Raw genomic sequence first — 24,183 nt, 5'->3', positions numbered from 1 at the left:
TAATTAAAAAAGGTCAACCGTCCACCGGTTGGCCTTTTTTTCTTATCTTCGACAATATTGATTACAACGAACTTATGAGGATTATTTTACCATATCTTCTACTTTTTTTTACCTTTCAAGGCTTGGCTCAAAAGGTCGATCAGGCCGAAAAATACTATCAATTAGGCAACGAATATTTTGATAAGTTTACCTCGGAAGATGATAGCATTGCCTTGGAGTATTTACGAAAGGCTACGCAGTTGTCAGTCCGTGCAAACCAAAAGGGACTGATCTATTACCAGGCTTACTTTGTAATGGGAGTGATTGAAATGGCAAGGTATAATTATCCGGAGGCATTGTTAAAGTTTCACCATGCATTAACCGTAAAGAACGATACATTAAACGATAGTGTGTTTGTGTTTAGAATTTATAAAACACTGGCTGAAACGGAGTGGTATCTGGATAAATACGATTCGGCTATTTATTATTATAGTAAAGCCCAACCATATATCAGTGAAAATATAGAAGATATTTATTTGGCGAAATATTACAACGGGTATGGTAACTTATTGAATAATATAGGGGATTATCATGCTGCATTGGCATATTTTCGAAAGGCAGAGCAATTGAGTAATGATTTAAATTCCTTAAACACACTAAGACTTAAGAACAATATAGCTCACACGTTATTAAAACTAAATCAATTTAATCCTGCAATTAAAATTTTTACACAATTAATTAATAAAACAGAGTCTTTAAAAAATAAGGATTGGGAATTATATATTAGTTTGATTACTAATGTGTCTTATTCGTACCTAAATGTTCATAAGTATGATAGTGCACTACAGTATTTACATAAGGCAAATAGTTTTACATTTTCTGAAAACCAACGTTATCTGAGTCGGTTTTACCGAATGTATGCCAAAGCTTATCAAGGAATTGGAAATGTTCAGTTAGCCGAAACGTATTTTGAAAAAGCCATTGCAATCAACCAAAAATATTTAGATTACCCCAATCAAATCCTACCTATATGTTATCTGGAATTAGGTAAATTATTTTGGGATTCCGACCCTCGCAAAGCTCTTGATTACTTTGAACGGGCTGCCTTTTTTCAAGATCAGTCTGTCACCAATGGGAGGCGTAACCTAAGTCCTTTGACCGTAGAAGTGCTACAGGCAAAAGGCAAAGGGTTCAACAAAATATATGTAGAAACACAGGAAGTGGCTGAGCTTGAGCAGGCCATGGATGTGTATTTGCAAGCAGTGGAAGTAGCCGATACGGTGAGAAAGCGACTGACATTTGAAAAAACAAAATTCTTTTACTCCGAAAATCAATACCCTGTTTATCAGGAAGCTTTGTATACGGCAAATTTACTATTTGAGCATTCAGGAAAACAAGAGGATTTGATCAGGGCATTGCAAGTTTCTGAAAAAAGTAAAGCTGCGGTACTTGAAGAGGTGGTAGAAAGTAGTAAAGTGAAGTATTTTACGGACATCCCCCAAGAACTAATTGAGAAAGAAAGGTATGTAAAGTATCAAATTGCGAGTTTAACGAATCGCTTGGAAGCAGCCACAACAAAGGAAGCATATAATGCAATCGAAAAGAAACTCCGAGCAAAAGAAGTAGCTCTAAATGAAGTGATATCCGGCTTTGAAAAGTATCCTCAATATTATAACCTGAAGTATTATCGAAAAGACTTGGATGTTGCTGAAATTCAGGCTTTGGCAAAAGAACATAACACGGCTTTATTGGAGTATTTTATCTCTGAAGATCAATTGTATATCTTTTTGGTAAAAGAAAATGTACTAAAACTTTGTACTCAGGTCATTACACCGGAATTTCACCAAGCTACTCAATTGATCAAGAAAGTATTACAAACAGACCGCTATCAAGATTCGGAAAAAGCTTTTCAAAAGGCCATAGAAACCGTATACCGTTACGTATACCAACCTTGTGCAGCGTATTTGGAAGGGGAAACCCGGTTAACCATTGTGCCGGATGGCGATTTGAATTATATCCCTTTTGAAATCCTGACAGAAGACCACCGGCAAGAAACTTTTTTGTTGAGAAAGTATGCCATCAGTTATGCGTATTCTTTAAAGCTTTGGATGGAATCACTCAAACAGCAAAAGAAAAACAATTCCCAAGTACTGGCATTTGCGCCTTTTGCCGGAGAGCATGAAAGCACCTTCCGGGATGATGGCTTTATGCCATTAAAAAGTTCGGCTCAGGAAGTGGCGGAAATTGGAAGTATGTTCTTAACCGGTGAAGCGGCTACCAAACAGGAATTTGTCAATCAAGCCAATCGTTACGGAGTGATTCATCTGGCAACTCATGCCCAAGCCAGCGATAAATCGCCTGAAAAATCATTTATTGCCTTTTATCCGCAAGATACCAGTTATCATTATAAACTGTATACCCATGAGTTGTATAATTTAAACCTGGCCCAGGTTGATTTGGTTGTGTTGAGTGCTTGTGAAACGGGTACGGGTTTATTGAAAAAAGGAGAGGGGGTAATAAGTCTGGCCAGGGCGTTTATGTATGCGGGATGTCCGAATGTAGTGATGACCCTTTGGAAAGCAGATGATGTGGCTTCCTTTGAAATTTCTGTGAATTTTTATAAGCATTTGAAAGAAGGACTGCCGAAAGACATCGCTTTACAACAAGCCAAAATTGACTATTTGGAATCCGACCGGTATGCGATGTATAAAACACCGAATTATTGGGCCAACTTTATATTGATCGGAAATCCGCATCCTGTGTTTCATTCGGTTTCCGTAGCTCCCTATTATGTTTTATTGGTATTAACAGGAGTGATGGGAATGCTGATCTGGGTACGTAAAAGAGTAAAGTCGACTAGAAAGTAGTGATACTCCGAAAGCCTTTTTCATCGAAATGAGTTTATTGGAATAATGATATAAAAAAATGGACATCGAACGATGTCCATTTTTTAGCTAAGTATTTGTAAAAGCTTTCAGTGTGTTAAAAAAGAGTAAACTTCACTTCCATATTTAAAAGACTAAGGATTAAACGAACGATAATAAATTAAATCGTAATTGTTAATTCGATTCTCAAATATATAAATAATAATAGTATTTTCAAGTGGATAGGAGAAATAAAATGAAAATTTTAGCGAATTTCTGCTAATCCAGTTTGAAGCTTGTGTTAACAAATAAACCCGGAATAAAATAAAAGGATAATCTGGGCTTCTCAATTTTGCAATTTCCTAAAAGCGAAAGCAATACAAAACCAAGCTCGCTGAAAGTAAGTAAACTCGTGATCCTATATAGTCGGCTCTTCTGTTTCCTCTCTCTTCTACTGTACAAGAATTGTCAAATGACAAAATAACTTGTAACTTACCTGAAGAATTGTAACCAATAAATCAAACTAACCTATGGAATCATCTCAGATTACTCGTAGCAATGTCAAAGATGACTTTGTCTCACCTGATTTTTATAATATAGATGCTTTACTGACGGAAGAACAAAAGTTGGTGAGAAGTTCGGTGAGGGATTTTGTGAAAAACGAGGTATCACCCATTATTGAAGATTGCTGTCAGAAAAATATTTTCCCCAAATACCTGCTGCCCAAATTCGGGGAATTGGGAGCTTTCGGACCTTCTATTCCGGTAGAATACGGTGGAGGTGGCATGGACGAAATCAGTTATGGCTTGATCATGCAGGAGATCGAAAGAGGTGATTCCGGAATGCGTTCCACCGTATCGGTACAAAGTTCCTTGGTGATGTTTCCGATTTATGCCTTTGGTTCGGAAGAGCAAAAACGCAAGTATTTGCCCAAGTTGGCTAGTGGAGAGTATTTAGGTTGTTTTGGCCTGACAGAACCGGACCATGGTTCAAATCCCAGTGGTATGTTGACGCATTTTGAAGACAAGGGGGAGTACTATTTGTTAAACGGAAGTAAAATGTGGATATCCAATGCCCCGGAGGCCGATATTGCGGTGGTTTGGGCCAAAAACGAACAGGGGAGAGTACAAGGGCTTATAGTGGAAAGAGGCATGGAAGGTTTTTCCACGCCCGAAACTCATAATAAGTGGTCGTTGCGAGCCAGCGTAACCGGGGAGTTGGTGTTTAATAATGTGAAAGTACCCAAAGCTAATTTGCTGCCTGGCAGAGATGGCTTGGGTGCCCCGTTAAAATGCCTGGATTCTGCTCGTTACGGAATTGCCTGGGGAGGGGTTGGAGCTGCGATGGATTGCTACGAGGTGGCCCGAAAGTATGCCTTACAGCGGAAGCAATTTGATAAACCGATTGCTTCCTTCCAATTGATCCAGAAAAAACTGGCAGAAATGCTGACGGAGATTACCAAAGCGCAACTGTTGTGCTGGCGTTTAGGAACATTAAAAAATGAAGGAAAGGCGACTTCCACCCAGATCTCTTTGGCAAAGCGAAACAATGTCGATATGGCATTGAACATTGCCCGGGAGGCCCGTCAGGTATTGGGGGCAATGGGGATTACCGGAGAGTACTCGATCATGCGGCATATGATGAACCTGGAATCGGTCATTACCTATGAAGGCACTCATGAAATCCACCTGTTGATATTAGGGAATGAAATTACCGGAATCCCGGCTTTCAAATAAGGCAATAAAAACCTTCCGGGTTTTCAAAACCCGGAAGGCTTCAACGTAACCCACCGTTTTTTCTCCTCTCCTCTTTCTGTTTAAGTCTATTTGCTTCCCCCTTTACATTCCCGGAGAGCGGTAAAAAACATCTGTAGAGAAATCCCCGGTTTTCCTGTGAATATTTACATTTATGTACTTATTTTACCTTCCGAAAAACGAAATGTCCATATCATAAAGCTAATCATTCAGCATTGCTGTGATTAACTTTCCGTTCAAATCATTTTTACTGTAAACTATAAATCAAAAAAGTATGAGAACTTTAGATCAGTTCAATTTTTCAGGGAAAAGGGCTCTAATCAGGGTAGATTTTAATGTGCCGTTGAATGATAATTTTCAAATTACGGATGATACCAGAATCCGTGCGGCGATTCCTACCATCCAAAAAATCATAAAAGATGGAGGAAGTGCAGTATTGATGTCACACTTGGGACGTCCCAAACAAGGACCGGAAGATAAATTTTCTTTAAAACATATAGTAGCTCATCTCTCTGAGAAATTAGGGGTAGAAGTGAAATTCGGAGGTGATTGCATAGGAGATGAAGCGTTCAACCTTTCTAAAGGCTTGCAAGCAGGAGAAGTGCTTTTGTTGGATAACTTGCGTTTTTATAAAGAAGAAACCAAAGGGGACGAGGCTTTTGCCGAAAAATTAGCCCGGCACGGTGATGTATATGTCAACGATGCTTTTGGTACTGCTCACCGTGCGCATGCCTCTACGGCAGTTATCGCTCGGTATTTTGAAGACAAAGTTTGTGGGTACGTTATGCAAGCCGAATTAGACAACGCCCAAAAAGTGTTGGAGAATGCCGACAAACCGTACACCGCGATTATGGGTGGAGCAAAAATTTCGGATAAAATTCTGATCATTGAAAAGTTATTGGATAAAGTAGATAATATCTTGATCGGGGGCGGAATGTCTTATACTTTTTTCAAAGCCAAAGGTGGAAATATCGGTAATTCTTTGGTAGAAGAAGATAAATTGGACTTGGCAAAAACCTTAATGGAACAAGCAGAAGCCAAAGGGGTTAAACTCTTACTGCCGCAAGATTCTGTAATTGCCGATGCGTTTGATAACAAAGCCAATACGGAAGTGGCTGACAATATGGATATTAAGGAAGGGTATATGGGCTTGGATATCGGGCCGAAAGCGGTAGAAGAATATGTAAAAGTGATTCAATCTTCCAAAACCATCCTTTGGAACGGCCCTATGGGTGTGTTTGAAATGTCAAACTTTGCCAAGGGAACGAATAGTGTTGCCGAAGCAGTCGTAGCGGCTACCAAGGCCGGAGGCTTTTCTCTGATCGGAGGAGGTGATTCTGCTGCTGCGGTGAATATCCTGGGCTACGGCAACGATGTTTCTTATGTATCTACCGGTGGTGGAGCCTTGTTGGAATATATGGAAGGAAAAGTGTTGCCAGGTGTGGCAGCATTGGATGCATAGGTCGATTTGAGATACAAATAGAAAAGGGCCATGGTAGTGAAAATACTAAGGCCCTTTTTTATACCATCCAACGATTTTTTTTCTTACTTTTGTAAACATTCAATAACTCCTTTTATGGGTATTCTATGAACATGTATTTGAAAAAGACAGGTGTGGTGTTGCTTTGCCTATTGACATTGGTGAATGCACTCGTTATGTCTTTGATTTATGCGGATTACCAGCTTAGAAAGGAGTATATTTCTAAAGTCCTCTGTATCAACAGAGAAAAGGTGGAGTCTTTCTGTGCCGGCCGTTGTTTTTTGGAAAAACAATTGGAAAAAGCACGCAAGGCAGAGCAAGAGCAACAGAGGAGCGAGTCTTCCATATTCTCATTCCTGGCGATGCCTGTCCTTGATGAAGGGCTGCATTATCTCTTTAGAACTCCTTTTGAGTTGGAATTGGATTACTATCAATTTGATGAAGTAGTCCACTCAAGTTACACCTCCGATATTTTCGACCCTCCCCGAATTTCCTGCTAATTTATTCTTGCTTAGTTTTTGGATATATTCTCTTGGCAGTATTCGTCAAGTGCAAGGGCAGAGGTATGCCCTTATGAAAAAGCATTTGAGCCGGTCGCATACGAGCCGGATTATCTATCTGAAATAGGCAATGAGCCTTACAAGGCTTAGTTTCTACGGGTTAATTCTTTATTACAAGGTTGTTTAGGTTGCTAGTCAATTTCAAAAATAGAAATGGAATTCTTGCTTCTGTTTAGCATGTGTCTGTTTCTATTTGGAAGTCGAATGTGCAATAAGATCAAGGCAATGAGTAGATCATGCTTGAAAGGGAAAAGAAGTACTTCTTTTCGCTTCATCATTTGCTCTTCATGATGCCTAAAAGGGTTTGGTGTTTGGCAAAGAAATGCCTTTTGTGATGAGATAACACTCCGTAGTAGCTCTAAATAACTCTCTTATTACTATCCGTTACCACCTCTTTTCAGGGGAGGCCGGGTGGATATTGTCTTAAAAATTTCAATTAAAATAATGAAACTGAAAATACTTCTATCACTGTTTGGGTCGATGTTTTTCCTTTCGAATATGTACGCACAACAACGTGTAAAAGGAAAGGTGTACGATCTTGAAAATCAGGAAATGTTAACTGGTGTTACCATTTTAGTTCCCTCTACAAAAGCCGGGTGTACCACGGACCGTACAGGACGCTTTGAATTAATTGTCCCTGAAGGTGAGGCCTATCTTCAGGTTTCGTTTGTAGGGTATGTATCTCAAACAGTATCTATTACTTCAGAGAATATATCAATTGGCTTGGAGCCGGCCCATACGGTGCTAAATCAGGTGATAGTATCTGCAAGCCGGGATGCTCAATTGCGTACGGATGCTCCAATAGCGATTTCGACACTTTCCACAAAACTTCTGGATGAAACCAAAGCCACTTCGTTGGAACAAGTGCTCAATAAAACTGCCGGAGTGTTGATGGTTGATCTTGGCAATGAGCAACATGCAATGAGTGTGCGCCAACCGATGAGTATGAAGAGCCTGTTCCTTTATCTGGAAGACGGTTTGCCCGTCCGGCCTACTGGTATTTTCAATCACAATGCTTTGATGGAGATGAACATGGCGATGTTACATACCATTGAAGTGATCCGGGGGCCGGCCTCTTCTCTTTATGGAAGTGAGGCGATTGGAGGGGCGATGAATTTTATTACTCAAAGACCTCCGAAAACTACTTCCGGAAAGGTGTCCTTTCAAGGGGATTCCTATGGTTACCTAAGGACAGATATGAAATTCGGTACCACTACAAACAGCAAAGTAGGGCTTAACATCGGGGGATATTATGCACAGCGTAAAGAAGGATTTCTGGATTATAGCGATTTTCACAAACTGGCTTTAACGGCAACGATGGATTATCCTTTGGGGGAGAAAACTACTCTGAAATCCACGACAACTTTTATAGATTACTTTTCGGAAATGGGAGGATCGGTAGACAGTACTTCGTTTTATGAGCAAGCGTTTAAAAGCCTTCACTCCTTTACGGAACGCGACTTAACACTTTTCCGGACGCAGGTCAAGTTGGATCATCAATGGAATACAACAAGTAATACTTCGGTACGAGTAGTTTATCGCAACAATACCTTGGGACAGATTCCCAGTTATTTTATCCGGAACAATTGGACAAACCCTTTGAAAGCTACAGGAGAAATAAATGAAAGTAGCTTTCAAAGCTATGGAGCGCTCATACAGCATAATCAAGCGTTGCCTTCTTTGAAAACGACCCTGAGAACAGGCCTAAGTTTAGATATGAGCCCTACCGGAAACCGGGCGAAATTCATTGAGGTAGAAAGAGATGAAAACGGGCGGTACACAGATTACACCAGAACGGACTCTCTCTTAACCCGGTACAATACGGATTTATTGAATCTGGCGACCTATGTACAACTGGAGGTCAAACCCACAAAACGTTTACAAATCGTGGCCGCTTTGCGCTATGACCGCTTCCGCTATGACTATGATAATCATTTGTCATCCAACGCATTTTCCGGAGCACCGGATGCGGTAAATCACTTTGAAGCGATAACCCCTAAAGTAGGGCTGACCTATGATTTGGGCAAGGGATTCGGAGCGTATGGAAATTACAGTTGGGGCTTTGTGCCTCCTCAGGTTTCCGAAATGTACCGTGGGGAATCCGTACCTACCTTAAACCCCTCTACCTATTATAATTATGAAATTGGCGGTTGGATGAGTTTGCCTTCCAATCGAGGCTATCTTGACATCAGCTTGTACCGGATGGACGGAACCGATGAAATCATTTCCATGCAACAAGAGGATGGCTCTTACCGGAATAAAAACGCGGGTAAGACACTTCATCAAGGACTTGAATACACCTTGAAGCTATACCCGGTAAAAGCAGTGGAATTTCGACTTAGTGGCACCAATGTGATGCACCGGTATATACAATTTAACAACGGAGAAGTCAATTATGATGATCACGAAATGCAAGGTGCCCCTTCATTTATCGGGAATGCCGAGTTGGCTTACCGCCCAGGCTTTATCAAAGGATTCAATGCCTCGTTGGAATGGCAATATGTGGACGAATATTTTATGGATGCTGCCAATACTGAACGTTATGAGGGGTATCAACTACTAAACCTTCGTATGGGGTATTCGCTTCGTCAGTTTGAAGCCTGGTTACATATCATGAACCTAACAGATGAGCGCTATGCAACCCGGGTTTCCAAATCGGCCTGGGGCAAATCCTATTCGGTAGGAGCACCACTTACATTTCAATGGGGAGTTGGATATAAGTTTCATTCAAAAAATAACTCCTTGTAAAAACTTGATTCTGATCTTTTTAGAATGTTAATCAAAATCTGCTAATTACGGTTCTGTAAAATTCGTAGATGGACTTGTAATAGCCCGAAATAGAAATTCAAATGTTAAAAAGAAATATATACCGTTGGCATCGTCAATTAAGTATACTGGCTTTGTTTCCCATATTATTCTGGACATTAAGCGGAGTGATGCACCCACTAATGTCAAACTTTAAACCCGGGATCGCCCGGAGTTATATACCTGCAAAACCCTTGGACAAATCACAAGTGCAGATGGAGCTGGATAGTATTCTTCAAGGTTATCAAATCAGGGAGTTTGTCAACTTCCGGTTTGTAAGTTTGGGTCATCAAGTGTATTATCAAGTCAAACTGCCCACTCAACAGGAATTACGGTATTTCCATGCCGGAAACGGAAAAATCCTGGAGAATGGAGATAAGTTGTACGCTAGCCAACTCGCCCGACAATTTGCAGGTGCAGATGCCGGTGAAATCTCAACAGTGGAATTAGTAGCCCGGTTTGATGAGGAGTATATAGAAATTTCCCGGCTGCTTCCTGTTTATAAAGTTAGCTTTGACCGGGCCGATGGCTTGAGTTTGTATGTAGACCCCTCTTCGGAGCGCTTAGGGCATAGTGTCAACCATGCCCGGCTTGGGTGGCAGGCATTTTTCCGGAATGCCCACAGTTGGAGTTTTCTGAATCACTCCCATTTGTTGCGCATTTCAGTAATATTGCTTTTTGCTCTTATCGCGTTTTTTGCAGCCGGAAGCGGTATCTATGTGTATACCGCAATGTGGAAAACACTTCAAAGTCCTAAACGAAACCAAAGAGTTGCACCGGTGCGAAAATGGCATAGAAATCTGGGAATTACGGTCTCATTCGCTCTTCTGTCTTTTGCTACGAGTGCGATTTTCCATTTGTTGCCTAAATTCCAACCTAACCTACGGGAGACCTATCATAACGAAGTGGTCTATACCACTGCGCAATTTCACTTTTCCCTCCTGAGCTATTTGCAAAATGCTCCGGCTACGTTAAATAATCTCTCTTTGGTAAACATGAGCGGCCGCAATTATTTACAAACCTTTTTGTGTTCGGGAAAAAGTACCGAATGCCAATACCAGGATTTGCAGACAAGTCAAATGTTGGAGGAGGGAGATAAAAAATATGCGATTGATTTGGCTTGCCAATACAGTGAGCGGAATCCGGAAGAAGTGGTTTCCGTAGAGTTGATTCGTAAGTTTGGTGGGGAATATGGTTTTATCAATAAGCGGCTTCCGGTGTATAAAGTACAGTTTGATACGGAGAATCATGAACGACTCTATGTGGAAACCCGTTCGGGTAAACTTGCGGCTAAAGTGACCGATGGCAAGGCCCTCTCAGGTTTTATCTTTGCCTATTTTCATAAATATCACTTCCTCGATATTGCAGGAAAAACTGTCCGTGACAGTATTATGTCTTTCTTTGCCTTAGGTAATTTTATGGTTGCTTTATTAGGTTTGAGGCTTTTGCTGAAAAAACCGGCCAAAGTATTGGCTTGAGAATGGATATAGAGCAAATATCAGAATAACTGAGAACAAAAATGCTGAAAAATAAACAAGGCGGGTCATTTACTACCCGCCTTGTTGCCGTTTAAATATATCCTATAAAGGCTGGAAGTTATACCGCTTACCTACCGTTGCTTCTACATATTTGAAATACCAAAACAATTGGTAATTTAACTCAATGCCATAATCAATGGACTGATCATATTGGATATAATTTTCAAATGGGCCTCGGCCTTTGTACTGATGATGCAAGCCGTTCCAAGCGTTTACATAGAGCCGGTTTTTCGTTTCATAATAGTTTTTAGAATAATAACTAATGGGTTTGGCATTGGTATGAAACCAAGTATCAAAGCCCGGGTCTATAATGATGAGTTCATACTCTTCCTTATCTTCCGGTGACTGGATCAAGAAGTTGCGGTCTCTTTTGGGAGTGGCCTGAAAAGCACAACCGGTTACAAATAGCAAGAGGAAAACCCATAAAGTTAATCGTTTCATAATGTTTGTTGTTTAGTTCTATTATCTTAACAAATGAGAAGGGGCTTCTGTTTTTTATCTTTACAGGAAGAATTGCTTTGTGTTAATACTTGGGTTTGATCCTTATGTAACAGGAATGAAAATTTGAAAAGGCGGGTTTTTTCTTGGTAATATGAAGGAAATTTCTGAAAATTAGAATATCTCTATCAGGCGATATACTGATAAATTACAGCTTATTTCACTTCAAAATAATGTTTAGATTAATTGAAGTGAATTAACCTTTTTCTTTTTCCTGAAAAATGTTTCAAACATGCCTCCTCTGTGTTACTTTTTTCAACAATAGCTTTGGCTATTCTCTTCAAAAAGTGCCCTGATGAGCCGGTTTTGATTCCATGTTCGGTCAAAAACTATACGTTTAAACCACTTCATTTTCTAAAAAAGTAGATACAAACAAAATTAACATTTACCACATGCAAAAAGTACAAAATTTTATTCACCTGGTATTGATTGGAGTGTTCATTTTCTTATTCAATTTACCATTGAGCTCTCAGAATATGAATCGCGTACGGGAAGTGACAGATTCCTTGTGTTCTCCCTACATGTTTGGCCGTGGCTATTTGAAAAACGGAGATAAACGAGCGGCCCAATATATCCGGAACCATTACCAATATGCAGGTTTGTTGGCCTTTTCACTCAAGGGGTATTTTCAAGAGTTTATGATGAGTATTAATACTTTTCCTGAAGAGTCCGTATTAAAAATCAATAATAAAACCATGAAGCTGGGTTCGGAGTATATTTTAGACGGAATGAGTGGTGCCGGAAAATTAAAGGGAGATGTTTTTTATTTTGAGGACTTGCATTGGGTGACGAAGGAAGATTTCGCTTCAAGGGATTTATCCGAAACGATATTGGTTTATGATCAAAAATTGGATCAGGAGATTTTCAAATTAACCAAAGAGCAGCAGAGCAAAATTTATTCTGCCCAAGCCATCATTTTATTGGCAGATAAACTTACGCAAACCCTGGCACAATTTCAATTGCCACTTCCCCGAATCATACTGAAGAAAGCGCTTTTCCCTAAAGACATCAAAAAAGTTAAAATCGATGTAATGGCCGAACTGATTTATGGGTATCCTTCACAGAATGTGATCGGGTATATCAGAGGGACTGCCCAGCCGGATAGCTTTGTCGTATTCACCGCACATTACGACCACTTGGGAGGGATTGGAGAAGAGGTATATTTTCCAGGTGCTAATGACAATGCCAGTGGGGTGGCCATGTTAATCGAACTGGCGAATTACTTTTCAAAAAATCCCCCGGAATACTCTGTCGCCTTTATGGCATTTGGGGGAGAGGAAGCAGGGTTAATCGGATCTAAGTTTTATACGGAAAACACCTTCTTCCCTTTGAAAAAAATTAAGTTTCTGCTTAACCTGGACCTTTTCGGTACCGGAGAGAAAGGGGCTACGGTTGTCAACGGTTCGGTATTTAAAGAAGCCTTTGCCTTATTGACCGAAATTAATAAAGAGAACAATTACATAACGGAAATCAAGAGCCGGGGAAAAGCCGCTAACTCCGATCATTATTTCTTTTCGGAAAAGGGAGTTCCCGCTTTTTTTATTTACCTGATGGGCGACTGGGAACATTATCATGATATACAGGATCAGAAACCACTGCCCTATACTGAGTTTCGAGATGCATTTCGTCTTTTAGTTGATTTTGCCGAACGTTTGTAAAGGCTATTTTATAGCAAGGTAACCGTAGTATGTTGCTATTGACATTTGTTACGTTGTAAGTCTGGGCAAACCTATCGATTTTAAGCTGATACTTTGTTCCGGAATAGAATATTTGTATCACTATATCCAGTGATTTTTATTTTTCATATATCATGGGGACCGGAGTCATTGCAAGAAGGATTACCTTTGGAAAAGAGGTTGACCCGGGAAGAAATGAATGTATAAAGCTAAAATACCTATGGAAATTGTACAGTTTATATTCAGTACATGGTGGATTACTTTTTTGGGAGGCTTTTTGTTTTTTACTTTTCTCTATTTTGGTGGTGCATTTTTAGGCTTGTTGCTTAAGAAAAAATTCAAACTTGCGGCCATATCACCTTATCGAAATTATTCTCAACAAGTAAAGAAAGAAATCAAGATCTCTTTGCTTTCTGTTACTGTATTTGCGTTGGAAGGTATCCCTGTGCAATGGGCTTATACTCAGGGGTATATTCATATTTCTGAGCAGGCAAGTATTTGGGCATTGTGTTTACAAGTTTCAATTTTGTTTTTGTGGAATGAGTTGCACTTTTACCTTTCTCATTACTTGCTACATCACCGCTGGTTTTTCAAAAAAGTTCACTACCTGCATCATCAGTCTACAACACCTACAGAGTTTTCTACGTATAGTTTTCATTGGTTTGAAGCTGTACTTTTAGGAAGTGTTATTTACCTGCCCATGTTGCTTTACCCGTTTCATTATTTGGCTTTACTTTTATTACCGGTAATGAGCATTTTGTTAAATGTATTGGGACATTGGAACCACGATTTGGCTGCAGGAAAATCATCACAACACTGGTTGGGCTTTTGCCATCGCCATAGTTTGCACCATCAGAAAGTACGAGGAAATTATGGCTTTTTTTTACAGATTTTTGATAAACTCTTTAATACGAATTTAAAGAATGAACGAGCTTAACGCCTATATTACGGCTGCCGGGAAATTTTTGCCCGGAAAGCCAGTCTCAAACGAAGAAATTGAAGACTATCTCGGATGTATCCATCAACGTCCTTCCCGGACCAAAGAGCGAATGCTCAAGCAAAACGGAATCACAACCCGCTACTATGCGCTGGACAAAGAACAAAAAGCTCAATACACCTTGAGCGAAATGGCTGCTAAAGCTATTGAAGATTGTTTGAAACATACCAACCTCACAAAAAAAGATATTGGTTACCTGGCGGCAGCCACTACACAGGGAGATCTCCCTGTACCCGGATTTGCCAGTATGGTACATGCTGCCTCAGGACTTGAACGATGTGAAATCGCCTCTTTGCATGGGGTCTGTGGCAGTGGGATGATGGCCTTGAAAAATGCCTGGTTGAATATTCTTTCGGGGGAGCATCAAAATGCAGTGGCTTGTGCCGGTGAATTTGCCAGCCGTATGTTTAAAAAGCAACGCTTTGAAAAACAGGGGATAACGAATGAAAACGGCGGCTTGCCTTTGGATACGGACTTTCTGCGATGGATGCTTTCGGATGGGAGTGGCGCTTTACTCGTACAGCCTTCTCCGTTACCCAAAGGAACAAGCTTGAAAATCAAATGGATCGATATTCGATCTTATGCACATTTGTTTGATGTGTGTATGTATGCGGGTGTAAACAAGTCCAAAGAAGGGGCATCAAAATCTTGGTTGGATTATTCGGATTTTTCGGAAGCCGATCACGATGGAGCTATCAATTTAAAACAAGATATCAAGTTGGTCGATAATATTGTGAAGTTAGGGGTACAGCGTTTCTTTGAATTAATAGATGAAAACAAAGTCCGGCCCGGCTGCATCGATCATTTTTTATGTCATTATTCCTCTCATTATTTTAAACAACCCATTCTCGATTTGCTGGAGAAAGGAGGGGCAATGATCCCGGAGGAGAAGTGGTTTACCAACCTCTATGAAAAAGGCAATACCGGTTCCGCCTCGATTTATATTATGCTCGAAGAACTGTTGAATGAAAAAGAATTAAAACATGGAGAACAGGTGCTGTGTATGGTGCCGGAAAGCGGTCGCTTCCTGACTACCTTTATGTTGTTGGAGGTAGTGAAAAATAAAGCGGTTAGGCCAATGCAAAAAACCTACTTTACCGAAGTGAATCCTCCCGAAATCCGCGCTTCAGGAGGGCAAGTGCAAGAGTGGTTGGTGAGAGAGTTGACCAAAGTGTGGGTGGATTTTGAAACCGGTCTGAACAAAGTGCCCATTGTCGACAAAATCAACCGGGGAGTGTTGCCTGTGGACGATTATAAGCTGCTTTTACTTAATTTGCGTCAACAAGTTATTGACGGCTCCCAATGGATTGCGAGGGCGGCATCGAATGTGAGTATGGAATTTTTTGATGTGCGTTCTTCCTTTATTTCCCATTCCCGGGACGAACACAGAGACTACCAGATTCTGGAGAAGAACTATATTAATTTAGGAGGTGAAAAAGAAGATTTGTACAACGGTGAGAAAAATATAGGAAGTGAGGCATTGAGTGCATATATGTTTTACCGGGCCAGCCTTCCTAATCCGTTTGACCTCTTGGGTGGTATGTTTATCATTGAAGGGCTGGGTAACCGCCTGGCTGGAAAGTGGGGAAGGGCCATTAAAGAACAATTGCAGTTGGATGACAATCAGGTGTCCTTTCTGATCTATCATGAAAGCAGTGATGCCAATGACAATCATTTTGAACGTTTTGAGAAAGCCGTTGACTCGGAATTGTTGACCATGGAGGTAGCCAAAAGAGTGGTAAAAACAGCCAAAACCGTGGCGAGATTATATACCTTGCAATTGAGTGAATTAGGAAACTATTAATATGGATTTTAAGGATAAAATTGAGTACTTCGAAAAGCTGGCACACGATCCCAAGGACCCAAGTCCCTGGCAAGCTTTGTACTTTGACCGGAGTGTTCCTTTTAACGAACAGGCCAAAGCCGCTTTTTTGTATGATTCTGGCTTGGGTACACGGCAGTTTCTGTTGCCAATCGTGCGGGTAACGGCCCGATTGTCGATTATGCTGATCCAGTTGTTGAAGGTGTTTACACCCAGACGGTGGAGTTCGCCTAAGTTATTGCACCGGTTTTTATATTGGGGTATGAAATACTGGATTACCCCGGAAGCCAACTATTTGATTTTACGGCATTTTACTTTAGGTTCGGAAATCTTGCAATTTGTAAAAGATAATGTTGACGGTGCGCAGGAACTGGCAATGAATCCTTTGAAACCTAAGGATTTGCATGCTGTGAAAGACAATCTTTTTCTGGATCACGATTTAAACTTGTTCAATTTTGTAATTCGCCTAAACAAAGCCATCAAAGAGCAAGGACTAAAAGTGGAAAAGGTCGAACAGCCTGACTTTTCGGCCATTAGCCTGGAGGAAATCACGTATCCGGACTTTCGGAGAAAATGGATGAATTTTTTGGACTTGGCTACAGCCATCGAAATTTTCACACCTGTCTATCAACTCTTTTTGACGGACAATGATTTTTGGAGGGCATCCAATTCCCTTCAGTTCGATGAAGTGATTGGCATATACACTGCCACCATTATCAATGCCCCTGAAAAATTGGTAGCCTTGAATAACAAACATCCTATGATCCCTTTGACGACACTGAGGGCCGGATTCCGTTTGTTGCTACATGGGTATTCTACGGAAGTACTTCATGCTACCCTGGTTCAGATGAAGAAAGAGCAAATGAACCGCATGTATGCCTAAAGGGATTTGACCGGACTGTCAAACCTTCCAGGTTTCCGGAAACCTGGAAGGTTTTTGAATTTGTTCTTCCTCAATATTTTCTTTTGCTTATAGCCATTCTAACCTTTTCTCTGTAATTTTTGGGAAAACAAATCTTTTTGGATTTATAAACCAAATCATTATGCTAAAAGTAACCCAACACCTTTTTGTCTTTTCTTTGTTGTTTTTAGGTTTTGTACAATGTACTTCCAATACTGCTCAAAACAACACTTCTGCTACAACGGAAAATACATTGGATACACGGATTATCCATACCGTAATTTTTTCTCTAAAACATGAGGCAGGCTCTCCGGAGGAACGGCAATTTTTGGACGATGCCCGTACCATTCTCACAGCCATTCCCGGAGTGGAGGAATTTGAAGTGCGCAAACAAGTGAGTCAAAAGAATGAGTACCAATTCGGGTTTTCGATGAAGTTCGCAGACCAACAAGCTTATGATAAGTATAACCAACATCCTGAGCATATTGCATTTGTAGAAAAACGTTGGAAAAAAGAAGTGACCGATTTTCTGGAAATTGATTATGAGCAGATGAATTTACAATAAAGGAATTATTCTGTATTAGGTAATTCAAGTAAAATAGAATGCTGTGTAAATCCATTACTTGTTGGTCTGGTGGATGGATTTACTATTTGTTTTTTGACAAGGATAAAATGGACAGACAAACTGAAATTATCGTATTTGATTTGTATGATACTTTGATTGAAATAACGCAAAACAAACACTTCTTTTATCAGTTGTACCAGCGTTCTTACAATGGGTTTGATCTGTCTGTAAAGGCGTATAAAAACCTACTGCTCAAAAAATCGCTGGATGAAGTTTGCAATGAGCTTCCCTCTGAATTTGAAGAATTGTTTTTCGAAACAAAGGCAGCGTTATCAGAGGAGTTACAAAGTGTCAGGCTGTTTGAAGAGACTCTGGAAGTGCTGGAAAAGTTGAAATCTTCGTACCGTTTGTTTCTGATATCTAATTTGGCCTCACCTTATATCGAACCTTATTATACTTTGAAGCTTGACCAATATTTTGAAAAAGCAATTTTTTCTTGCCAGGTAGGTTTTGTGAAACCGGAAAAGCAGATTTTCGAACATGTGCAAAATGTTTCGGGAAAGAAGGGCAAGCAAATTTTAATGGTAGGAGATTCGGAATGGTCGGATATGGATGGAGCTAGAAAACTACAATGGGAGCATCGGAAAGTTTCGAGAAACCAAAAGCCGGAATCTCATTATGAAATCAAAAATTTAAGAGGTATCGAATTGAACGGTTGAGATTTGAAATTAAAAACCCCACTTGTTTATCAGTGGGGTTTTATTCTGGGAATACCTATCAATGGAAAAGGTTCCGGTGTTTATTTAATGATAAATTCAATTCTTCTGTTTTTAGCCTGATTGGCTTTTGAATTGTTGGGAACCAGTGGTTGACTCTCCCCATAGCCGACATATGACAACCTGTTGGGATCAATTCCTTTGGAAACGACTACCTCATAAACGGCTTTTGCCCTGTTGAGTGACAATTTTTCATTGCTACTGGCAGAACCCACATTATCCGTATGCCCTCCGATTTCCACATTGATATCAGGGTTCTCTCTCATATAAGTTGTCAATTTATTCAATTCTGCAAGTGAAACCTGGGCAATGTTGAATGAACCGGTTTCAAAGTAGATATTTTCCAATTCAATTTTCGTATTTCGGGCAAGAGGTTCCAGCTGTATATCCACATTCAAATCTTCATTATGATAGTCAAGTACAATTGTTTTGGGTTGATAGTTAGGGGCTTTTACATTAAATGAATATTGAGTGACTTCATCGGGTGTAAACAAGTATTCACCGTTTTCATTTGCCATGACAGTAGTCAGGGCTTTTGGGGAACCTAACTTATATATTTGTATAGTAACTCCGGATATTGCTTGTTGATTTTGGGTATTGGATACTTTTCCTTTTACTCCCAGTATAAGCTTTTTGACTACCGGTTTAACTTCTTCATGAACTTCAGGTGTTTCCAATACCAATGCTTGAGGCTGAGCCTTGGGTACCACCACTTTCTTTTTGGCTTTTCTCCACGCCAAAGTGATTTCATAAGCATTGTTGGTAGGGTTGTGTTCATACTTTTGCGAAGTGGATACATCGTAGCTAAAGCCAAACATAAAGTTTTTATAAGCGGCTTCGGCCAAAAAGATACTTGCATGGTTGATGCTGTACCAAGCCCCCAGCCCGATATGACAATCTTCCGATTGGGCCCCGACTTTGTATTTGACCATTCCCCCCATATTCAATTGGTCAACGTCCTTTTGCTTGATCCATCTGAAAGAAGGGGTAACACTCAACTGTTTTTGATGAAAAAGAGTAAAGCCACCACTGGTTACAAAGCTTACCGGCACTTCACTCAAGTCACTGATAAATGAATTCACCGGGCGGTTTATGTTATACATGGCTACGCCTAAAAAGGAGATTTGCTTGCCGTTTTCATCCAGAAAATTCCAGGTAAGGCCGGAAGAAATGGAGAAGTAAGAAGCGTTTAAATCACTAAAAACATCATTGATGTCCGCATTTTGATCAAAATGGCCATTGAAGTACTGACTGTCCGTAGTCATTTCAGACGTGTTTACTTTTCTTCCGAAAAAACCCGGTTGTAATCCCATACTAATCAAGTTACGTCTGTTTAGTGGGATGTTATATGCAAAGGATAAGGCTGCCCCTGTAGTGTTGATAATGCCATTGCCTTCGTCTTCACTGACAACAGTTAAGCCAATTCCCCCTAATTTTGTCCCGTTGTCCCTGTAAAACGGATGTAGGAAAGATACGGAAGGGATATTGTATTTGCTGCCGGAACGGATGTATTGGCTACGGTAGTTTAAGATTACCGTTGTGTATTCCGACACCCCAACCAAAGAGGGGTTATGGTATAGAGGGGCATTCAGGTACTGGGAATAGAAGATATCTTGTGCATTGCCCCCTAGTGAATAAAGGGTAAAGAGAGTGATAAAGAATATATATTTTCGTAGAATATTCATTGTTTTAAATTTTGAGTTGAGAAAAAGCAGGAATTATTTCAGCAGGTTTACGACTCCTATATTTCTGTCATTGATCATGATGGCTTTACCACTTTCAAATCTTCCTTCAATCTGCCAAGAGTAAGTACCTACCGGAGCAGTGTTTCCGTGAATTGTACCATCCCAACCTCTGTTGGTGGCTTCGTATACATCATTGGTTTGGTATACCATTTCACCGAGGCTGTTAAATACTTTGAAATTCAACTCTAACAAGTTTTCTCCTCTTACCCTGAAGTAGTCATTTCTTCCGTCTCCATTAGGGCTAAAGGTGTTGGGGATAAACACACTTCCGTTGGGCGTTTCTACTTCGATCTCAAATGTTTGCGTATAGGTGTCAATTCCACCGTTTTCGGTTCCTCCATCGTCTGATAAAGTAACAGTTATGACAACCGTACCGCCCGCCATCTGACTGGAAGCCTGATAGGTAAGTGTGGCCGAAGTATTGCCATTGGTAAACTCTATTTCGGGATCAGCCAGTATACTCAGATCGGAAGACTCCACAGTAAAAGTAAGGTGTTGGCTTTGTTCATGCCCTGCACCCGGGGTGATATCCGCAATGGTCAACGTCTTTGGATAATCACTAACCCGAATGGTTTGGTCGGTAATGCTTCCGAATAAAGGAATGTCATTGATGTCTTTAATCGAAATGTTAAAAGCTTTTTCATGAGAGAGTCCGCCTTTATCCGTCACTAAAACCGTAAGAGTATAATTGTCTTTGGTTTCATAGTCAAAACTTTCATTGGCTTTTAAAACATTCCCATCAATAGTAAAAGCAGCTTCGTCCCCGCCACTTACAAAGGTGTACGTATGTGTTTCTGGTGAATCTTCATCCGTTGTCGTTAAGGATCCAATTGTCAAGCCTATGGCCTTATTTTCGAATACGGTATTTTCAGACAGGGTAATATCCGTAGGAACTTCATTAATGTCTTCAATAGAAATCGTATACGTTTTGTCAAAAGAAAGTCCTCCGGCATCGGTAGTCCGGATGGTAATGGAATACTCGTCTTTGGTTTCATGATCAAATGAAATGGCTGATTTGAGTTTATTTTCGTCTAAACTGAAATGAGCTTCGTCTCCTCCGTTTACAAATTCATAAGTATGTGTATCCCCATCATCTTCATCAATTGCGGAGAGTGAACCGATCAGTGATCCTGAGTCCATATTTTCAGCGATAATGCTTTCGGACAATGCAATGTCTTGGGCTACTTCATTGATATCTTTTACGGTTATGGCGAATACTTTTTCAAAACTTCCAATGTAATTGTCACTGACTTTAATCCGGATGCTCAAACTTTCATTACTCTCATGGTCAAAACTGCTTAAGGCTTTCAGTTCATCTTCAGAGATGCTGAATTCACTATTATTGGTAGCGCCCGTTCCGGAAATTAATTGATAGGTCAAGCTCAAAATATCTTCTTGACCATAAGGTGTAAATTGTGCGATGAATTGATTGATTGAATTATTCTCATCGAGTTCCAGGCTGCTTAAGTCTAATCCGGCACTATTGTTATAAGACAAAGTGCGCGAATGTTCAATGTTCAACGCAAAATCATCATTGTATCCACCAAATTCCAGTACATAACCGTTGGTAGCCGCGAAATCATTCCAACCTCCATCAAGAGTGGCATATATATGCAAATAATGCTCGCCCTCTCCGGCATCGTTGGGTTCGCCTGTGAGCCAATGGGTATAAGCGCTTCCTACAGGTACAGGAGACGTATTTCCGGTAGAGATAGCCGTGCCTTTCTCGGGTCCCGTAACCCAATAAAAATTTCCTTCCGAAGCAGTCTGACTGGCAAAAATACCATTGCCAAGTGCGGTGTTGATTGTTTGATATTCATCCGTACCGCCTAACCATCCATTATCTTTTAACTTGGCCGTGATGAATGCATTTTCTTCTGCGGAAGTAATGGTAGCCAGATAACCGGGCATCCCGTATAGTTTCTGAGCTTCGGCTTCAGATTTAGCGGTTTCCCAATTGAAATTGCCTGAGACATATTTATAGTAATGATTTTTATTCTCAATATTTAGACTGACCATATCGGTCAACAAGAAACTAATTTCCCGGTTGTCAGTATTGGTAGAGGAGGTAGCAAAAACCACCTTTCTGAAAATCTCCTGCCATTCGGTTGAGTTGCCTGTTCCTTTAAAAATAAGTGTGCCCGTTTCGGCATTGTAATCGCTGGTAATACCGTTGGGCAGAGTACCTATATGGGTTAGGATATCCCCGGTTTGAAACCCGGATTTGATATATACCATAGCATCGGTAATGTCAGCCAGACCTGTGACTTCAATCTGGCTATCCACGATGGATGTTAAAGGGAAAAATGCGGCCTTCGGTGTATCACTTCCGTTAATTTCATTAGGCGGGTGAACTGTTACGGTAATCTTTGCCCTTTCCGACTCACAACCTTCTGTAGTTTGTGTAACCCAATACTCCTGTACTCCCACAACGGTGGTAGAAGGAGTGGGGGCCGTATGGCTTGCTGTTCCTCCGGTTTCAGCGGTGTACCATGTCAAGTCAGTACCGCTAGCGTAATGGCTTAAGCTACCGGGAGGGTCTGCAAAGAAGAAACTTACATTGCTTACCGCCGGTTTTGCAGGTGCAGGTTTTACAGTTAGGACCGCTGCGGCTGTGGATTCTGAAACTCCGCAATCCGAGGAAGAAACAACACATCTGTATTGGTATCCTGAAAAAGAAGTGGGAGTATTGACGATGTTAAGGTTTCGGGTATCTACATGTTCATAAGTGGCATCTTCAATGATATCCGTAAAACCACTTCCCGTATCCACTTGCCATTGGAAGGTTAACCCTCCTCCTTTCTCTTCAATACTGATAATGTTAAGATCTCTTTCGCAACTGGTAACATCCTCAGGGTTCTGACCGGGAAGAATAGTATCATCCTGAAAATCAAGTGTGCCATCCTGGTCGCAATCGTTGCTGCCTCCTTCTGTAGCATCGTCTTCGCCGTCATTATCTGAGTCCAAATCTTTGTAATCCAGTGTCCCGTCATTATCCGTGTCAAAGCTTTCCCCGGCTATTTCAATCCCATTGCTGATTCCATCGTTATCAAAATCCAAATCGGGGTGAAGTGGTGTTGCCGCAAGCACCGACGAATATACGTAGAATTCATTTCCGGAAACTTCTTGTTTGTAATAGGAACGTATATAATAGGGGAGGTGCTCCGTGTTTGCATCCGAATGGATTGTATGTGAATAGGATTCACTTACCAAATCTGTGGATTCACCGGACCAAATACTGATAGTGGTCACATCTGTATTCCCGGCTGCCGGTAATGTATCTGAATAAGAGTATACCAATCCGTATTCCACTACACAAGTCTGGGTAATCGTACTGCTAATGCCTAAAGTAGTTCCGCCTATACTTTGAGAAGGAGTAATAGGGGTGAAATTTTGAGGAGAGTAATTTAAATCAAAGGGGTTACTATAGTTGTAAGGCCTTTCTATCATTGAAGAAGTGGACGTGGATGCTTTGTAAATTCCGGGAGACAAAGGTTGAATCGGGCAAATAAGCGCTTCTTGCCATGTACTTGACCCACTTCCGTATATCACAGGCGTGATTTCATAATTTTTACCATAACTTTTATTGCTATTCAACCAGCTGAGAACCTCATTTTGAATACCAGTATCATTGATATAATCCTCTGCGGACATGCTTTTATCGGTCAAGTCAATCCAGTCGGTAAACCGGCTGAATTCTCCATCACTGTTCGGGAAGCCCGCGGCATCGTTATACGTGTATTGCTGTCCGTTGACATCAAAAAAGCCATTTTGGTTAAAGTCAATATATAAACCTGAGCGCCCGGAAGATACTGAGCCAGCACTCCCTCCACCGTGATAGTGAAATACAATAGCGAACCAGTGTCCGCAACCGTCATTAGCCACCCAAACACCTCCCGAATGAGCATAAGTAACTGTTGAGGAGAAAAAGAGGGCTACTAGCATTAATAGGAATTGTCTTATCATACGATTTATCGGTTTTTAAGTAATATATAGGCTTGGTAAACAATGGGGTTTTCAAGCTTGATTAATCCTTGTTTTGTCCGAATACCGGAATGTGGTACGGAACAACTTGATGAAGAGGTTTTTATCTTTGAAAAGGCGATTGATTAATAAAAAAATGTCAATATGCAGGTGAGCATAAACATGCAAGTTCAGGTGAATTTTAGGAGGAGTTGCTGAAGTGTAAATGCTACTACCTGTTTGAATATATTGATCGAAAC

At 40.6% G+C, this 24,183-nt stretch carries 15 protein-coding genes; 12 read left to right on the top strand and 3 right to left on the bottom strand.

What is annotated here, in order from left to right; all coding sequences use genetic code 11:
• Window positions 1-74: 74 nt before the first annotated feature.
• From AAG747_RS05260 to AAG747_RS05235, 6 genes are all read left to right on the top strand, one after another.
• A complete protein-coding gene (locus AAG747_RS05260) occupies window positions 75-2,846 on the top strand; it encodes a CHAT domain-containing protein (RefSeq protein WP_346820089.1) in 2,772 nt (923 codons plus the stop codon).
• Window positions 2,847-3,373: 527 nt separating this feature from the next.
• Entirely contained in the window at window positions 3,374-4,579 is a 1,206-nt protein-coding gene (locus AAG747_RS05255; protein WP_346820088.1) for an acyl-CoA dehydrogenase family protein, read from the top strand.
• Window positions 4,580-4,871: 292 nt separating this feature from the next.
• Complete coding sequence (locus AAG747_RS05250) at window positions 4,872-6,059, top strand: phosphoglycerate kinase (RefSeq protein ID WP_346820087.1); 1,188 nt, start codon at window positions 4,872-4,874, stop codon at window positions 6,057-6,059.
• Window positions 6,060-6,190: 131 nt separating this feature from the next.
• Entirely contained in the window at window positions 6,191-6,577 is a 387-nt protein-coding gene (locus AAG747_RS05245; protein WP_346820086.1) for a hypothetical protein, read from the top strand.
• A 504-nt stretch (window positions 6,578-7,081) separates the two neighbouring features.
• Complete coding sequence (locus AAG747_RS05240) at window positions 7,082-9,385, top strand: TonB-dependent receptor (protein ID WP_346820085.1); 2,304 nt, start codon at window positions 7,082-7,084, stop codon at window positions 9,383-9,385.
• Window positions 9,386-9,486: 101 nt separating this feature from the next.
• Window positions 9,487-10,920 (top strand): PepSY domain-containing protein, encoded by a 1,434-nt coding sequence (locus AAG747_RS05235; protein ID WP_346820084.1) that lies wholly within the window; start codon window positions 9,487-9,489, stop codon window positions 10,918-10,920.
• A gap of 102 nt (window positions 10,921-11,022) precedes the next feature.
• Here AAG747_RS05235 and AAG747_RS05230 read toward each other — a convergent pair whose 3' ends face one another.
• On the bottom strand, window positions 11,023-11,421 hold the full coding sequence (locus AAG747_RS05230; protein WP_346820083.1) for a DUF6146 family protein: 399 nt from the start codon (window positions 11,419-11,421) through the stop codon (window positions 11,023-11,025).
• A gap of 449 nt (window positions 11,422-11,870) precedes the next feature.
• On the opposite strand from AAG747_RS05230, the gene AAG747_RS05225 reads away from it, so the two are divergent.
• From AAG747_RS05225 to AAG747_RS05200, 6 genes are all read left to right on the top strand, one after another.
• Window positions 11,871-13,136: a M28 family metallopeptidase gene (locus AAG747_RS05225; RefSeq protein ID WP_346820082.1), complete on the top strand. Its 1,266-nt coding sequence runs from the start codon at window positions 11,871-11,873 to the stop codon at window positions 13,134-13,136.
• Window positions 13,137-13,374: 238 nt separating this feature from the next.
• Window positions 13,375-14,091 (top strand): sterol desaturase family protein, encoded by a 717-nt coding sequence (locus tag AAG747_RS05220; RefSeq protein ID WP_346820081.1) that lies wholly within the window; start codon window positions 13,375-13,377, stop codon window positions 14,089-14,091.
• A complete protein-coding gene (locus AAG747_RS05215) occupies window positions 14,078-15,955 on the top strand; it encodes a beta-ketoacyl-ACP synthase III (protein WP_346820080.1) in 1,878 nt (625 codons plus the stop codon). Before AAG747_RS05220 ends, AAG747_RS05215 begins: the two co-directional genes overlap by 14 nt.
• Before the next feature lies 1 nt (window position 15,956).
• Window positions 15,957-16,856, top strand: a complete 900-nt coding sequence (locus AAG747_RS05210; protein WP_346820079.1) for a DUF6999 family protein — start codon at window positions 15,957-15,959, stop codon at window positions 16,854-16,856.
• A 160-nt stretch (window positions 16,857-17,016) separates the two neighbouring features.
• Window positions 17,017-17,439 carry a Dabb family protein gene (locus AAG747_RS05205; RefSeq protein ID WP_346820078.1) on the top strand — a complete coding sequence of 141 codons (423 nt, stop codon included), beginning with the start codon at window positions 17,017-17,019 and terminating at the stop codon, window positions 17,437-17,439.
• Window positions 17,440-17,546: 107 nt separating this feature from the next.
• Window positions 17,547-18,158 (top strand): HAD family hydrolase, encoded by a 612-nt coding sequence (locus AAG747_RS05200; protein WP_346820077.1) that lies wholly within the window; start codon window positions 17,547-17,549, stop codon window positions 18,156-18,158.
• 80 nt (window positions 18,159-18,238) lie between these two features.
• On the opposite strand, the gene AAG747_RS05195 is transcribed toward AAG747_RS05200, so the two are convergent.
• Window positions 18,239-19,900, bottom strand: coding sequence for a PorP/SprF family type IX secretion system membrane protein (locus AAG747_RS05195; RefSeq protein WP_346820076.1), 1,662 nt, complete (start codon window positions 19,898-19,900; stop codon window positions 18,239-18,241).
• 33 nt (window positions 19,901-19,933) lie between these two features.
• Complete coding sequence (locus tag AAG747_RS05190; protein ID WP_346820075.1) at window positions 19,934-23,926, bottom strand: cadherin domain-containing protein; 3,993 nt, start codon at window positions 23,924-23,926, stop codon at window positions 19,934-19,936.
• Window positions 23,927-24,183: the final 257 nt, after the last annotated feature.

It is taken from the genome of Rapidithrix thailandica (genome assembly GCF_039710355.1).
In the GTDB taxonomy this organism is placed as follows: Bacteria; Bacteroidota; Bacteroidia; order Cytophagales; family Flammeovirgaceae; genus Rapidithrix; species Rapidithrix thailandica.
The sequence above is the reverse complement of the archived record's forward strand: the minus strand, read 5'-3'. Positions and strand labels throughout refer to the sequence as shown.